Genomic DNA, 14,972 nt, shown 5'->3' with positions numbered 1-14,972 from the left:
AAGGCCTGTCTAAAAAGGCATTTCGGGCGATGACCGATAAATCGCCAATGCCGTTCAGGGGCTGAACAATGCGCGTTGTCCACCGGGCGGGAATCCACCATACTTTATCCACCGCATCGTGATTGGCCTCCATCACGCTTGATCGGACCCATTGACGGAGCCTTGCCCATGGATCCCCGGGACATCCTCGACACCATTCCCGACGTTCGCGACGGCCTGACCCGGACCGAGCGCATCATCCTCTACGTGCTGCACGAGACCCAGCGCGAACTGGGCGGCCGCAATGTGCCCTCCGCCATGCTCTACGGCCGCGTGCTGGAGCATCTCGATATGAGCGAGCCGGAGCTGCAGCACTACCTGGACCGGCTGGGCGTGAGCTGACCTGTTGAGCCGTGGTTCAGACGATGAAGGCTTTTCCTGATATTTCCCGACAGGTTTTTCATTAGTTTACGTCTGCTCGATTTACATTAAGAATCGTTAATCGCAGCATGAAGCCATCATTCGAACTATCTTGAACGCGCGGACAGCCTTGAGCGTGGTGGACGGGGCTGCGACGCCCGGTTCGGGCCGCTGACGAATCGATGGGAAGCCAATGAGCAGGGACGCAAAACGCCACGCACTCGGTGGGTGGCTGATTCTTGTGGGACTGGCCGTCCTGGTGGCGCCGGTGTTGCCGACGCTGTCGGTGCTGCCCCTGTACGGCGCTATCGTCACCGATGGCCAGTGGACGGCGCTGATCCAGCGCATGGGCGTGCTCCACGATCCGTTCCGCGCGCCGCTGCTGGTCAGCGAGATCGTCCTCGGCGGCCTCCTGTTGCTGGTCTCGCTGTTCCAGATCTATCTGTTCTTCGCCCGGCACTACCTGTTCCCCCGGCTTTTCCGCGTGTTCCTCATGCTCCAACTGCTGTTCGTCCCGCTGGATGTCTGGGTCCATCATCTGACCCGCCACGATGGCGTGCTGCTGTCACCCGTCACCCTCGTATCCCTGACCACCGCCGCCGTCACCGCGCTGGTGTGGATCCCCTACATGAAACGCTCCCGCCGCGTGGCGCGGACGTTTGTGGCCTGGAGGCCGGAGGACGACTACGAGCCGGACGCCGAGGCCGTGGGTTATCGGTAGGAGGCAAGGCCGGAGAGGTCAGGGAAGAACGTTGAGCAAGGACGCGTAAAACGATGCTCGACTGGATGAACCGCTATCGCCGCAACCGGATGGTTGACCACTACATCACCCTACTCGGACCAGCGCTGCGCAGCCGCTACGGCCTGCGCGAGCAGTACACCGTTCCCCAGATCCAGAAAACCCTGGTGGCCATCCACCTCAACACCCAGTACCTCGCCTACGCCGTGGCCCTGTACCGACACGAAGCGTCCCGCAACACCGTCAACCTGCGCCTGAGTCAGACATTCCTGGACAGCCTGCGCGCCGAGATGGCAAAGCGCTATTTCCACGGCCGCGACAGCTACCGGGCGCACGATGTTCTCGGGCTCGTCAAAACAAGCCGTTGGCGCGGTGGTCGACCGGCTGATGGAGCGCGTCCGTGGGCGGTGGGGGCGGCGGATTGAATCGGAAAGTTGAGGACATCCGCGCCGGGGAACTCGGTTCTGGCTCTGGGTATGTGGCGCGGTTTGCGATGGCCTGTTTTTATACAGTTATATTGAAAACACGAAAAGAAGACGTCAAACGAATACATGGCGCTGTTAGCGACGAGACGCTAAGGTGTTGTTTAAATGGGATTAACGGCCGTTCCGAAACCGCCCGTAGGGCGACATTATCGAGAACGCACGGTTATTCGATATCGCGGAACGCGGTCTAATTGCTGTTAGGGCTCACAACAGGACAAGTCATGATTGAGAAACAATCCCCTTACCTTGCTCATCAACATAGGCTTGCTGATGTAATCGCTGCAATCCAGGTAATGGGTACATATAGGTATTCGGGACGCAAGGTAGAGTCATGGGCTAATTTGCTCGGCGAAAAGCCAAAGAGCGCGAATGACTGGCAATCCATTTTTAATGAGCATCCCGAATTTTTTCGGGCCGGTATAGGCGATGACGATTTTCAGTCACTAGTCGTTCGGCGCGCTCAACCTAGAGTTTATAACACACAGACTGAAGAAGTAATTACGGTAGAGCAATTCAAGGCATTGCCGAAAGACAATAGGTCTCATATCTCCCGTTTGCCTCTGTCCTCCGAACAAATCCTTGCATTAATAGATGTAGCAGTGAAGCTACAAACTCAAGCAGTTGTTCGTCGTAAGGAGCTTCGATGGTGGGTGCCGGTGGTCATCGGCGTGTTGTCCTCATTGGTTGGTGTATTTGTCGGAGCGGCAATTAAAGGTGGGTAGCGCTAAGTCACGCCCTAACAATCGCAGGCAATCCGACAGCTTTTCCGTTGCGCCTGCGGCTCCACTACAAAGCTGCGGTTGCTGCGGGCGTTAGGTAAGAATACACATGGATGATATTCAGGCATTGGCTTCGGCCATATCTTCAGAGACGCTGAGTCGCTCTTGGCCTTATTTCCTCTCTATTGGCCTGCTCACCCTGGTCTCGGGCGCAGTTGGTGCTTTCCTCAGCTCTTATTTCGGTAGGAGAGGCGAGCACAAAGCGATTGCAGCGGACTTTGATCTAATCAAACAGCAGTTGAAAGACACTACAGAGATCACTGAGTCGATTCGGGGTAAGTTAGATCATACTCTCAATAGGCGACATGCTATTGAAACCCTTCGCCGTGAAAAACTTGAATGTTATGTAGCTAAGGCAATCGAGGCGTCGGAAAATTTATCAAGGGAAATGAATGAGAAACTTTTCAACTCGAAAGTTGATTACGAAAAATCGGCATTCTCGACCGCCACTATGCTTCAAAAGCTCTACTTTCCTGAATTTGATCAGGTGCATGCACAATTCCAAATCGCCCATGCGGAATTCCAAAAGTGGTTGGTTGAGGGCATGAAGTACCTTGCAGATCAGAGATCGCAGGGAGTTCCGTTACCAATTCCCAACGCTGTTCACCTAGATCGATACTCTGACTATTACCAGCAAGTTTTGCGAGCATTAACAGCTTTGGAAGAAGCAGCACGTGACCTTGGAAGGCAGCTCATTCAAGATGATCCTGAACTGTTTACCTAACCAAAGCAGGCAAGGGACGCTCCTGACGTCGCGCCCCTGCTGCAGGCGTTAGGTTTATATGAAAGAGCTGAAATTCCCGAAGGCCATCACTCTTCGCTTAGATCTTGATCGCCCAGACCCGCTGCAAAGACGGCCTTCAAGCTTGGTCGATGAGATGGCTGTAATAGAGAAAAATGGCACTGAAATACTTTCCGCGATGGTGATGATCGAGGACCGAATTATTGAGGCGGTCAGCAAGATCCTTTTTACTGAGACAGGCCAGAATCGCAACTACAGAGATTTCTTCGTGAGTGAGATCATGGGAACCTCCGACTTCTCATTCTCATTTAAACGTCGGGTTTTCACGCGTCTCCTAGAAGAGTTTAAGTTGTTGGGGCGCGAAAAGATTAAAAGCCTGAAGGCAGACTTAAACAAACTAATGTTGTGGAGAAATGCATTTGCCCATGGACAAGTACTCCATGATCAGCATGATGGCTATGTGCTTCAGTATTACAGTGGAGGGCATAAGGAGCAGGTTCTCAACGATGACTTCTTCGAAAAAGTTGATAGCACTGTTCGAAATTGCCTTTACGTCTGCAACGGAATTATTCAGTCGCATGCTAGGACCTAACCAGTGCAGGCACGGCGACGCCCACTACATTGCGCCTTCGGCTCCATTTCGCGGGCGCGCATGCTGCAAGCGTTAAATGGAAATGGCTTCATGTTGAGCTGGCAAGATTTACGAAAGGAATTTCAAGCTTGTGAGGAGGCACTTAGGTTCGTCCGTATCGATTATCAATGGGGCGCTGCCGGCACCTATTATCGACTCGCCGGTGTTCCAGTTAGTCCAAAATTGAGAGAGTTTGAAAAATTGTGCTCATTGGCTGGCGTCAAGCTTTCGGAGATACAGCCTGAGGAACTGAGTGAGGCTGTTCTGGGTATTTTGTCGCCAGAAGAACGGTGGTATGAAGCATTACGCCAATACTCGGGTTTGTTCGCCTCAGGACCTATCGCAACACAGATGAACGACGATGGCTCGAGTGCCGGGCACATTTACACTGGTAGCATTCATGATCCCGCTCAGGCATCAATGATTTGTGCATTACGGATTTCTGAAATGCCGGTGAAAAATCCGGCGCCTAAAAATTTATTCGAGCGGTTAGAAAACTTCTTATCCAACGAATTCAAACGACGGCCATACTTCTGGGGCTTCGTAGCTTTTGCTGTTACAACCGTCATCGCCCTTGCAGGCTTGCTGTGAATAATTCATTTAACAATGCCATTAAGGTCGTTCCGGGCCTTTGGCCCTCCACCGGACGCCCTTGTCAGGGCGCCGCTTATGGCTGGCGTTACATTTTAAATTGAGGAAACCCTATGATCACCTTGAACACGGAAAGAGGGCTGATCAAAGTTGAGACTTGGCAAGAAATTGAGGAGTTGCCTGGCTTCACTAAAGATATAGATCCCAAAGAGTACGAGCTAAAGGAAATTATTGGGCGCTATATCTTCAAAGACTATATAAAGTGCGGACTGTCTAGCTGTCATACACCTCATGGAAAGGGTTATATAGTTACGACAAAAACGGGGCCGATAACAAACATTGGTAGAAACTGCGGGAGAAATCACTTTGGTGTTGAATTTGAAGAACTGTCAAAAACTCTAGAAACAGAAATTAGAATAAAAACATATCGAGACATCATCGGTAGTTTTCTCATATTTATTGACCAACACAAAGAAGCAGTTAATAAGCTTAGATCCGGACCTTTTGGTGCAGATGCGGTATATAGAAAAGCAAACCTGCTGCTAAAAAACACCTCAGGATGCCCTGAAGAAGCTGTCAAAATATTATCCAGGGTGGTGAGGTCTAGGAATACTGATATTACTAAAGATAGGATCGCCAGCAAGCAAGAGGTTGAAGATTTGGAGGCGATTCAAGGAAAAAGTCTTCCTAGGCCGTACTACATAGAAGAAAAAGTTGATTACTTAAGCGGTCTGCCTTTTCTCTACAAAGAAAATGACTTGCGTGAACGTCTAATCATAGACTTGGAGGAGGGATTTAAGGCAATCGAAGAGTTAAACCTAGATGATGCGTCCGATTCCGAACTCAAGCACTGGTCCGGCTGGTCATCCGAAGTCGAGCGAAAGATCAAGGAATCAGAAGAAATTCTAAAATACGGTGTGGCGTTGCTAGAAAAAGCCAATTTGATGAAGCTCGAAAAAGCTCTGAGTGATGACAAAAGCAAGTCAGAGTATAGAGAGTTCGTTAGAAAAAAAATGTAACAAATTTCTCCAATTGACGCAGAGGTCTACGTTTCTTTTTGTGCATTCGCTACGCTCATTGTCGCACAAAAATCCACTACAACCGCTGCGCAATTGAGCAAGGCGCTACAGGTATCGGAAAAGGTGAATATGGAAGTTCTGTTTGAACCAGCTGTATTGGTAAGTCTCGTTGTTACCGTTTTGGGCGCTATGTTTGCGAAGCGTCTCTCTACGCTTGGCGAGTACCTGATCGGCCTCGCTTCACTCATTTCGAAAAAATCTCGTACGCGTTTGAGGGTGAATCGGTGGAGATCGAGAAGAAAGCTAATTGACAGTGCGCGGGGACATCACAGTGTCACATTGAGCATTGTTCGAACCTATGCGTTGCTTCTTCTCTTTTTATCTGTCTTTGCAGTCTATCTCTTGCTTATTGTTTTAGGTCCGCTGAAAGGGATAGGTCAGCTCCCATTCAGTGTGCAGGCATTAATTTCCTCTCCCATCTATATTTTTGAAGCTCTATGGCTAGTGCAAAGGGAACGGATGTTTGACCTTGTGCGTATCGCTGAAAGCCGTGTAACCAATCGCTCATGTACGTTTCGGTCCGTTAGACCTACACCGGACGCACTAAAGCACGCCGCTTAGCTTCGCGTTAAATCAAGGTAGATGACGGACTATATCTTTATCACAATCCTCATCGGGTGCTCTCTTTGGTCTGTTGTGACGGCCGTTCAAATTAGGGCTGAGTTCCGCAAACATGGTTATGAGATGAAAGCCAGCCCACTTTGGGCGTGGACGAACTTCAGCACCTTTTGGAATGAGGCTACCCAACGTAACGAACGCTATAACAATTCTGCTGTTTCCAAGCTGCTAGAGCTTTATGGACTGTGGTGGGTGGTTGTGGCTGTTGCCTCGTTGCTCGCACTGATCTTTAACCCATAGTTCCAGTTCGTTCTGGACTGTAGGGCTCTCCGCCGGATGACCTTTTTGCTACGCTTCATGGGCACCTCTGAACAGGAACGTTACGAGTGCAGGAGAATCCATGAAACCAGATGACTATAATCCGATGGCAAGAGAGGCATTTGGTAGGACGCTGATTGATGTCGGCGTGTCGATATTTAAGAGCATCATCCTTCTCTTTACGGTCGTGCCTCTGGCCGCGATTCTGGAAATCGTATTCCTCAATCAAACCGATCTTTCCTCGATATTTGAGATTCTAGGTGCTCTGTCTGGGTCTACCCAGTTGCTTATCATTGGGTTTTTGATCATTGGTTTCTTTGCAGGGCATTGGTTCAGGAAAGAAGGGCTCCGACATCTGCATGAGCTTGAAGAGTGATCGTAACGGAAAGCTGGGACAGCGCTACTTTCTGCCGGCGGCCCTGGATAACCGCATCAACGCCACGTCAGCCCCTATTCCCAGCGGTGATCGTCGATCCTAGAATACCCACCCGCACAGACCCCCACCGGAGAGAAACCCTATGAGCTCAGCCCCCACGCCTTATCCCATCGGTACGCCCGGCACGCCCTGGGGCGAGGCAGAACGCGCCGAGTGGTTGTCGCGACAGACCCGTCAGCGCAGCTACGAATCCGAGGTATTGAGTGTGATCGAGGGCCTGCGTTCGCGCTTCGACGTGGAAGAGTACGGGCACCTGGACTATGGCGCCGATCAGTACCCGCTGATGGCGATCCGGAGTCGCGATTGGCGTGACGATCTGCCGGTCATGCTGGTCACAGGCGGCGTGCACGGTTATGAAACCAGCGGCGTGCAGGGCGCATTGCGCTTCGTCGATCAGCATGCGGCGGCTTACGCGGGGCGCGTCAACCTATTGGTTGCCCCATGCGTCAGCCCCTGGGCCTATGAGCGCATCCACCGCTGGAACGCGAACGCGGTCGACCCCAACCGCTCGTTCCGCGAAGACAGCCCGGCGGGAGAGTCGGCGGCGCTCATGCAACTGGTGGCGCCCGTCCGTGATCGTGTGCTGATGCACATCGACTTGCACGAGACCACCGATACCGACGAATCCGAGTTTCGTCCCGCCCTGGCGGCCCGGGACGGCAAGCCCTTCAAGCCGGGCGCGATTCCTGATGGCTTCTATCTGGTCGATGACAGCGCGAATCCGAATCCCGCATTCCAGCAGGCTGTGATCGATGCGGTGGAGCCGATCACCCATATCGCGCCGGCCGACGACAGCGGCGAGATTTTTGGTTCCGCGGTGGCCGCACGAGGCGTGATCCAATACCCACTCAAGCAACTGGGCCTGTGCGCCGGCCTGACCCCCGCGCTCCACAAGACCACCACCGAGGTCTATCCCGACAGCCCGCGTGTGACGCCCGATCAATGCAACGCGGCGCAGGCCGCTGCGGTGTGTGCGGCGATCGACTACGCGCTGGAACACCGTTAGGGAAGGGCGGTTACCGTAGAACGCGAGCCCTCTCCGGCGCAGACGAACGAGATGGGGACCTGAGAACGGAAAATCAGGAAATGGTGCCGGGAACAGGAGTCGAACCTGCGACCTGAGCATTACGAATGCCCTGCTCTACCGACTGAGCTATCCCGGCACGTCGGTGACGCCATAATGCGGATAGCCTGATTTTTACTCAGTTTTCAGGGCGTTGACAAGAGGTGAGGGAAGGGCGCCGCGGCGTGCTTGAAGCTGGAAAAAGACCCCGGACGCCAACGCGGTCCGGGGTCGGGTCCCTCAGAAATCGCCAAGGGTCGTGAGGGTAAAGCTACTGCCATCACCGGCCACTTCACGGGCGACGACGGTGTAGACGCCACCCGCCACCAGGCTGATATCCACCGGGCCGATGGCGACGGTGCCGGTGCCCGCAACGGTCACGCAGACGGTGTAGTCAGCGGCGGCCACTTCCAGATACCCCGAACTGGTCTGATAGGGCACGTCCGACAGCAGCGGATCCGCATTGCCCGGGCAGGCGTTGCCTTGCGCCACGGCGTACACGTCCACGTTGGGCGCCATGGCCGCGCCGTGGATCACCCGCAGTTTGGCGGCGGTGGCGATGCTGCGGTTGTCGTCCTCGTAGGGCAGCAGTTCCAGGCTGGATACGGCATTGGCGGCCAGCACGGTGTAGGCCTGCCCGCCCACCAGGTCCAGATCGGCGTCCGCCACGACATTAGGGTCGTTCGCCGCGGTGACGCCGATGTTGGTGGTGCCAGCGGGCAGGTCGGCGTAGTCGGTGTCCGGGTCGTTGCCGGAGCCCGGGAAGGCGTTGGGGAAGGCGAGGTCTTCGGCGGCCAGCACGGTGTCGACGTAGAGGTCCACGTCGGGCGCGTCGTAGGAGTTGTGAACCGCGCGTACGCCGGCGGTTGCATCGGCATCGACGATCTCGGACACGTCGCCGTCGTCTTCAACGATCAGGCTGATCGGGGAGTCACCGAAGTTGGTGTTGTCCACGGCGCCGATGAACAGTTCCTGGTCGTCAGCCAGTGCCACGGTGCCGCTGTCGAACACCACGGTGGCGCTGCCTTGCGGGGTGACGCGAATGCGGTAGTCGCCGGCCGGCACTTCCACCGGATCGGTGACGTCCTGGAACGTCAGTGTCGCGATGGGCGAGGCGCTGCCCAGGTCGTCGCCGGGCGCGGTGACGTAGATGTCGACGGTGGGCGCAGCGGACGCCAGATGCGCCACCTGGACCTGCGCGTTGCCGTCGGAGGCGTCGGTGTCGGTCTGTTTCACCAGCAGCAGGGTCGGGCCCCCCGCGCCCACGGTACCGACGGCCGCCGCGTAGTAGCGGATGCCATCACGGAACCTCACTTCCGTCGGGCGGATGACCGTCGTGGTCTGATCGCCCGGCAGCCGGGCGTCTACGGACAGGTTGTAGGTTCCTTCTTCGATTCCCCGTTCGCCACCGCTTTTGAAAGGCACGTCACTGAACAGCGTGCCGCCCCCGCCCCGGACGTTGACGTTGGGTGCGTCGGCAGCGGCATGGAGCACCACCAGGTCGGCGGTGTCATCGTCGTTGTCACCATCGAAACAGCCAGCCAGGGCAACGGAGAACAGGGAGATCAAAAGCAACCTTGCAGCGTTCGTCATCTTGTTGTCCTCATGATGTGAGATTGCAAGGATCGTTACGAGCGGGCGGGATCGATGGCTTTGCAGATTGTTCAACAATGTTGGAATAGAAAGGGCCAGCTTTATAAAGGACCGCCTTTTGGCGTTGTCCTGCGATGCCGGGAAACGCTCCTTACACAACTTTTACACCCGCCCCGCCCAGTCCGCGCCTGTCTTTGACTAACATAGGAACCGTCTGTTGCCGGCTCGCCGCCGGCGGTTTCTGGATCGGGAGAAGGGAGTTGTTTGCGTGAATCTGTGCAAAGGCAACCGGCGTTGGCCGGCGATTATCGGGCTGCTGGGGCTGCTGTTTGGGGTGTCGGCCGCGCAGGCATCGACCGGGCCGGCAGACCTGGCGAGAGTCAAACCGGCGGTGGCGTGCACCAGCCTGATCAATACCGACCTGGTCCATATCGGGGGCAAGGGCAGTCGCGTCACCGCGGCGGTGGATACCACCAATGACGGCGTGCCGGTCTGTGCCGTGTCGGGCACCCTGGCGCCGGCCATCGAGTTCCGGGTGTTGCTGCCGCGTGAGACCTGGACCCAGCGTTACATGCAACTGGGCTGCGGCGGGCTGTGCGGTCGTATTTCCATGCGCTCGGGAGCCTCCGACGGCTGCCAGGTGCTCGCCAACGGCGGTTTCGTCCTGGGCAGTACCAACATGGGCCATGACGGCAATGGCGGCGAGTTTGGGCTGGATCCACAGAAGCGGGCGGACTTCGCCTACCGCGCCCAGCACCTGACGGCCGATACCGCCAAGCGACTGATCCGCGCCTACTACGGCCAGTCACCCGAGTACGCCTATTTCAACGGCTGTTCGGACGGCGGCCGCGAAGCCCTGGTGGAAGCCCAGCGGTATCCGGACGATTTCGACGGCATCATTGCTGGCGCCCCGGCCATGAACTTCCAGGTCCAGAACACGCTGTATCACGGCTGGCAGGCAACCGTGAACCGGGATGACGACGGCAACGCCATCCTGCTGGCGGACCGGCTGCCGGTGCTGCACCGGGCGGTGGTTGCGGCCTGCGACGATCTGGACGGACTCAGCGATGGGCTGATTTCGGCACCGCTGCAGTGCGATTTCGATCCGGCCAGCGTGGTCTGCCCGGACGACGTCACGGACACCCGCGATTGCCTGACCCCCGCCGAGGCGCGTGTGGCCAGCCAGTTCTACCAGGGGCCAGTGGACGCAGACACCGGCACGCACCTGACCGCCGGGCAGCCGCTGTATGGATCCGAGCTGGCCTGGGCCGGTGTCTACGTGCCGACCAGCGCCGACGGCCAGGTGATGAGCCGCATGGCGGCCCTGCCGGCGTTGCGCTACCTGGCGTTCGACGAGTCGCCGGGCGAGGCATTCACTCTGGATGACCTGCGCTTCGACCTGGCCACCTTCAACCGCCTGCGCGCCCGGCACCCGTTGTACGACGCCACCAACCCGGACCTGTCCGCATTCGCGGGGCAGGGCGGCAAACTGATTCTCTGGCATGGGCTGGCCGATCCGCACATCTCGCCGCTCAATACCATCGCCTATCACCAGGCGGTGCAGTCGCAGATGGGCGAGGCGCAGGCCGAGGCCTTTGAACGGCTCTACCTGCTGCCGGGTGTCTACCATTGTGGCCAGGGTGAAGGGCCGAGCCAGGTCGACCTGCTGACGCCGATGATGACGTGGGTGGAGAATGGCCAGGCACCGGACGCCATCGTCACCCGCCAGAGCGCCAGCGAACAGGCCAGCGATTTCGGCCAGCCCCATATGGGTGAAGGTAAAGCGGGCAAGGGCCCGCGCCCGGGTAAGCCACCGGGAGCCGGCCGGGACGGTCACGGTCCCATGGCGGACGGACCGCCGCCGATGCTGACGTCGTCTGCGGACGTCCCTGAGCGCAGTCGCCCGATCTACCCCTATCCGGACGTAGCCGCCTACACGGGTGAAGGCGACGAGAACGACGCCGCCAGTTTCGAGCGTGGCGATGCGCTCAACGCCGTGCCCATGCCGGACTGGGCCGGCAGCGATTTCTACATGCCCTACGAGCCGCGCGAGCGGTGAGACAGGCCGCCCGGTTGCGCACGGTTGGCGCCGCCGGGCGGGCATCCATCCCCACGTTCTCCCCGTATTTCAGAGCACAACGGACGCAGCCGGAACCCATCCGCTGCCCAACGGGAGAACCCATGAAAGCTCTGATCCCGGTCTTGCTGGGCCTGATCGTCACCGGCTGTGCCAGCCACCTGAATGCCCCCGGACAACCGGTCCCCCTGCCCGAGACGAACTGGACCGTGGAGGCGTCGGTGCGTTATTCCCCGCCGGACTGGCCGGAGCCGCTGTACGCCGACATCTACCGGCCGCAAGGCGCGGGGCCGCATCCGGCGGTGCTGACGGTGCACGGCGGTGGCTGGACCAATCGCTCCCGGGCGGACATGACGGACATCGCCGAGACCCTGGCGGGCCATGGTTTTGCGGTGATGAACATCGATTACCGTTTCACGCCGGACCATCGCTTCCCGGCCCAGTTGCAGGATCTGCAGCAGGCGATGCACTGGCTGCACCGCCAGGCCGATGACCTGGACATCGACACTGGCCGGGTGGCCGGTTTCGGCTATTCCTCCGGCGCCCACCTGGTCAGCCTGCTGGCGCTGGTTGCGGCGGAAGGCGGTGAGCTGGATCGACCCTACGGCGGCCCGCAGACCCGATTGGCCGCCGTGGTCGCCGGTGGCACGCCCAGCGATCTGCGCAAGTTCGGTTCCGGGCGGCTGGTGGAACAGTTGCTGGGCGGGACCATGGCGGAGGTGCCGGCGCGTTATGCCGCGGCGTCACCGGTCACTCATATTACCGACACCGCGCCGCCGTTCTTCCTCTACCACGGTTCCTGGGACGGGCTGGTGCCGGTGGATCACGCCACGGATTTCCAGGCCGCGCTGGCATCGGAAGGCGTACCCACGGAAATGATGATCCTGCGCTGGCGCGGGCACATCGCCTCGTTCCTGACCGGGCAGGGGGCGGTTGATGCGGGCGTGCAGTTCCTCTATCGCACGCTGGTGCCGGAGGCCGCTGAGCCGGTACTGGCCCAGCCTTAGGGCCTCAATCTGACAGAGCCGATAGCAGCGGCATCATCAGGGCGAACAGTTCCGCCTGGGAGGAAATGCCGCACTTGGCGTAAAGCTGGCGGCGGAACACCTTGACCGTCTGTTGGCTGACCTCCAGGTGCAGGCTGATGGACAGGGAGGAATGGCCGCGCAGGATGAACAGCGCGACTTCCGCCTGGCGCGGGCTGAGCTTGATGTCGTGCTGGCGCTTGAGGGCGTCGCGCAGCCGGTCGCGCACCGGTGGTGGCTGGTCCGCCGCGGCGGCCTCGGGCTGGTAGTCTCGCCAGTGGGTCTCCAGCAGCGCGCTCAATGTCTGTTCCATGTCCTGCAACGCCTGCCGCTCGCGTTTGCTGAAGGGGGCGCCGCTCGACCGGTCGCGCCCGAGGCAGGCGGTCAGCGTCACGCGTTCGGACAGGGTGGCGAACACGGCGATCTCGTCGAGCAGGGTGGTCTGCTGGTAGTAGGTCTTGTAGTACTGCGTGCGGCGGAAATGGTCGGGCGCAACGTCCCGCAGGCGCAGGATGCCCCGGTTATCCCCCTTTCGGTGCTGGTGGTAGAACGGATCCAGCAGGTAGGCGCCGCCCAGGTAGTCGCTGTCCATGGGCAGGTAGACGATGGGGTCGGTGAATTCCCGGTAGAGCACCGCCGGCTGCTGTTCGCCGTGGTAGGCGATGACAATGAGGTTGTCGAAGGCCGCACGGGTGCGGACCAGCGCCGCGTAGGCGCCCATGAAATCCGGCGTGCCCAGGGTGTGGATGGCCTGGGCCAGGGCCCGGTCGTTGTCAGATCTGCTCACGGATGACTGCTCTCAAAAACATACCACACTGGGGTTATATTCGGCCCTGCGCCTTATCGTTACGGTTTAAAGACACTGTGATCACTACGTATTGCAGTCTAGCTGCGTCGCCCTGGAGCCGGCAATCCGGGTCCGGGCCAGCAGTTGATCCCGATAACGAAAAATAGGCCGGCCGCTTCCCAAACCCCGCGGCACGGCATCCAATAAAAGGGCGCGGGACCGGTGGCGGCTCGAACGACGAGGACGGCTCCGGCACGCCCCGACCGATTTTGGAGACGGGCTATGTCTGATAACAGAATTCAACTGGAGCGAACGCTCTCCCTCAAGGCTGTGGTGCTCTTTGGCCTGGCCTACATGACCCCGCTGATCGTGCTGGGCACCTTCGGTGTGGTGGCGACGACCACTCAGGGCTCGGTGCCCACCGCTTACATCATCACCACCATCGCCATGCTGTTCACCGCGTACAGCTACGGTGTGATGTCCCGGGCGTTTCCGGTGTCCGGGTCCGCCTACACCTATGTGCGCAAGACCATCGACTCCCGCGTTGGCTTCATGGTGGGCTGGGGTGTGCTGCTGGACTACTTCTTCCTGCCGATGGTCATCTGGTTGATCGGCGCGGCCTACCTGGGCGCGAAATTTCCGGATGTGCCCACCTGGGTGTTCCTGCTGGGCTTCATCGGCATCACTACCGTACTCAACGTGATGGGCATCAAGCTGGCGGCGAAGGTGAATTCGCTGCTGATGGTGTTCCAGGTGCTGGTCATCGTCTTCTTCGTGGTGCTGTCCCTGCGCCATGTGTTCATGGATGGCGGCACCGACGCGCTGTTCAGCATGGCGCCGTTCTTCAACGCCGATTCGAGCTTTGCGACGATTGCCGCCGGTGCGGCGGTGGCGGCGTACTCCTTCCTGGGTTTTGATGCGGTGACCACGCTGACCGAGGAAACCATCAACCCGCGGCGCAACATCCCCCGCGCCATCCTCCTGACGGCGCTGATCGGCGGCGGCATCTACGTGCTGGTGGGTTACACCACGCAGTTGGTGCATCCGGGGGCGGTGTTCGAGAACGCCGATTCGGCCGCATTCGAGATTGCCAGAACCATCGGTGCGGATCTGTTCGGCGCGATTTTCCTGGCCGGCATGATCCTGGCGCAGTTCACCTCCGGTATCGCCGCCCAGGCTTCCGCCTCGCGCCTCTTGTTCGCCATGGGCCGGGATGCGGTCCTGCCGCGCAAGCTCTTCGGGGCGCTGCACCCGCGCTTCCACACGCCGGTGTTCAGCATCGTGCTGACCGGTTTGATCGGCGTCGTGGCGCTGTTCCTGGACGTGTTGTCGGCCGCTTCGTTCATCAACTTCGGTGCTTTCATCGCGTTCACCATGGTCAACGTGTCGGTGATCGTCATGTATCTGAAGGATGCGTCGATGCGGGCCGAGTACGGCGTGCTCAAGGCGGTCGTCGTGCCGCTGGTCGGTGCCGGAGTGAACCTGTGGCTGATGAGCAAGCTGGACATCCACGCCGTGGTGCTGGGGCTGGTCTGGCTGGCGATCGGTCTGATCCACCTGACGCATCTGACCCGCTTCTTCACCCGCAAGCCGCCGGAAGTGGATTTCAGTGAGGAAATGCCTGAGAACGGCTCGAGCACGCCGGAGCCGGTCTGAGCACCCCGCCGGTT

Annotated in this window: 15 protein-coding genes and 1 tRNA gene; 13 read left to right on the top strand and 3 right to left on the bottom strand. The window is 58.5% G+C overall.

The genetic code is table 11. The features are described from left to right. Window positions 1–168 precede the first annotated feature (168 nt). The 10 genes from DKK67_RS18050 to DKK67_RS18010 all read left to right on the top strand — a co-directional run bounded on the left by DKK67_RS18050 (window position 169) and on the right by DKK67_RS18010 (window position 7,763). On the top strand, window positions 169–381 hold the full coding sequence (locus DKK67_RS18050; RefSeq protein WP_111497898.1) for a hypothetical protein: 213 nt from the start codon (window positions 169–171) through the stop codon (window positions 379–381). A gap of 211 nt (window positions 382–592) precedes the next feature. Then, window positions 593–1,120 (top strand): DUF2569 domain-containing protein, encoded by a 528-nt coding sequence (locus DKK67_RS18045; protein ID WP_111497897.1) that lies wholly within the window; start codon window positions 593–595, stop codon window positions 1,118–1,120. Between the two features lie 53 nt (window positions 1,121–1,173). Next, window positions 1,174–1,563, top strand: coding sequence for a DUF6559 family protein (locus DKK67_RS18040; protein WP_111497896.1), 390 nt, complete (start codon window positions 1,174–1,176; stop codon window positions 1,561–1,563). Between the two features lie 281 nt (window positions 1,564–1,844). After that, complete coding sequence (locus DKK67_RS21655) at window positions 1,845–2,345, top strand: N-carbamoyl-L-amino acid amidohydrolase (protein ID WP_162628872.1); 501 nt, start codon at window positions 1,845–1,847, stop codon at window positions 2,343–2,345. Window positions 2,346–2,451: 106 nt separating this feature from the next. Continuing rightward, window positions 2,452–3,126, top strand: a complete 675-nt coding sequence (locus DKK67_RS18035; RefSeq protein WP_111497895.1) for a hypothetical protein — start codon at window positions 2,452–2,454, stop codon at window positions 3,124–3,126. 58 nt (window positions 3,127–3,184) lie between these two features. Continuing rightward, window positions 3,185–3,736 carry a hypothetical protein gene (locus tag DKK67_RS18030; RefSeq protein WP_111497894.1) on the top strand — a complete coding sequence of 184 codons (552 nt, stop codon included), beginning with the start codon at window positions 3,185–3,187 and terminating at the stop codon, window positions 3,734–3,736. 90 nt (window positions 3,737–3,826) lie between these two features. Then, entirely contained in the window at window positions 3,827–4,366 is a 540-nt protein-coding gene (locus tag DKK67_RS21650; protein ID WP_162628871.1) for a hypothetical protein, read from the top strand. A 113-nt stretch (window positions 4,367–4,479) separates the two neighbouring features. Beyond that, window positions 4,480–5,385 carry a hypothetical protein gene (locus tag DKK67_RS21645; RefSeq protein WP_162628870.1) on the top strand — a complete coding sequence of 302 codons (906 nt, stop codon included), beginning with the start codon at window positions 4,480–4,482 and terminating at the stop codon, window positions 5,383–5,385. Window positions 5,386–6,403: 1,018 nt separating this feature from the next. Continuing rightward, the gene (locus tag DKK67_RS18015; RefSeq protein ID WP_111497891.1) at window positions 6,404–6,697 is read left to right on the top strand and encodes a hypothetical protein; all 294 of its coding nucleotides are present in this window, start codon (window positions 6,404–6,406) and stop codon (window positions 6,695–6,697) included. 142 nt (window positions 6,698–6,839) lie between these two features. Next, window positions 6,840–7,763, top strand: a complete 924-nt coding sequence (locus DKK67_RS18010) for a M14 family metallopeptidase (RefSeq protein WP_111497890.1) — start codon at window positions 6,840–6,842, stop codon at window positions 7,761–7,763. An 81-nt stretch (window positions 7,764–7,844) separates the two neighbouring features. Here the strand turns inward: DKK67_RS18010 and DKK67_RS18005 are convergent. Together DKK67_RS18005 and DKK67_RS18000 are read right to left on the bottom strand one after the other, a co-directional pair. Beyond that, window positions 7,845–7,920, bottom strand: a tRNA-Thr gene (locus tag DKK67_RS18005). Window positions 7,921–8,060: 140 nt separating this feature from the next. Further along, on the bottom strand, window positions 8,061–9,413 hold the full coding sequence (locus tag DKK67_RS18000; protein WP_111497889.1) for a DUF4397 domain-containing protein: 1,353 nt from the start codon (window positions 9,411–9,413) through the stop codon (window positions 8,061–8,063). Between the two features lie 304 nt (window positions 9,414–9,717). Here DKK67_RS18000 and DKK67_RS17995 point away from each other — a divergent pair, with 304 nt between their 5' ends. Then, entirely contained in the window at window positions 9,718–11,472 is a 1,755-nt protein-coding gene (locus DKK67_RS17995; protein WP_111497947.1) for a tannase/feruloyl esterase family alpha/beta hydrolase, read from the top strand. A gap of 122 nt (window positions 11,473–11,594) precedes the next feature. Then, a complete protein-coding gene (locus DKK67_RS17990) occupies window positions 11,595–12,497 on the top strand; it encodes an alpha/beta hydrolase (protein ID WP_111497888.1) in 903 nt (300 codons plus the stop codon). A 4-nt stretch (window positions 12,498–12,501) separates the two neighbouring features. Here the strand turns inward: DKK67_RS17990 and DKK67_RS17985 are convergent, their stop codons facing one another. Further along, a complete protein-coding gene (locus tag DKK67_RS17985; protein WP_111497887.1) occupies window positions 12,502–13,302 on the bottom strand; it encodes a helix-turn-helix transcriptional regulator in 801 nt (266 codons plus the stop codon). A 282-nt stretch (window positions 13,303–13,584) separates the two neighbouring features. Between DKK67_RS17985 and DKK67_RS17980 the strand changes: the two genes are divergently transcribed. Next, a complete protein-coding gene (locus tag DKK67_RS17980) occupies window positions 13,585–14,958 on the top strand; it encodes an APC family permease (RefSeq protein WP_111497886.1) in 1,374 nt (457 codons plus the stop codon). Window positions 14,959–14,972 lie beyond the last annotated feature (14 nt).

The sequence above is a fragment of the Marinobacter bohaiensis genome, assembly GCF_003258515.1.
GTDB classification, from domain to species: domain Bacteria; phylum Pseudomonadota; class Gammaproteobacteria; order Pseudomonadales; family Oleiphilaceae; genus Marinobacter_A; species Marinobacter_A bohaiensis.
This window is presented reverse-complemented; position numbering and strand designations above follow the sequence as displayed.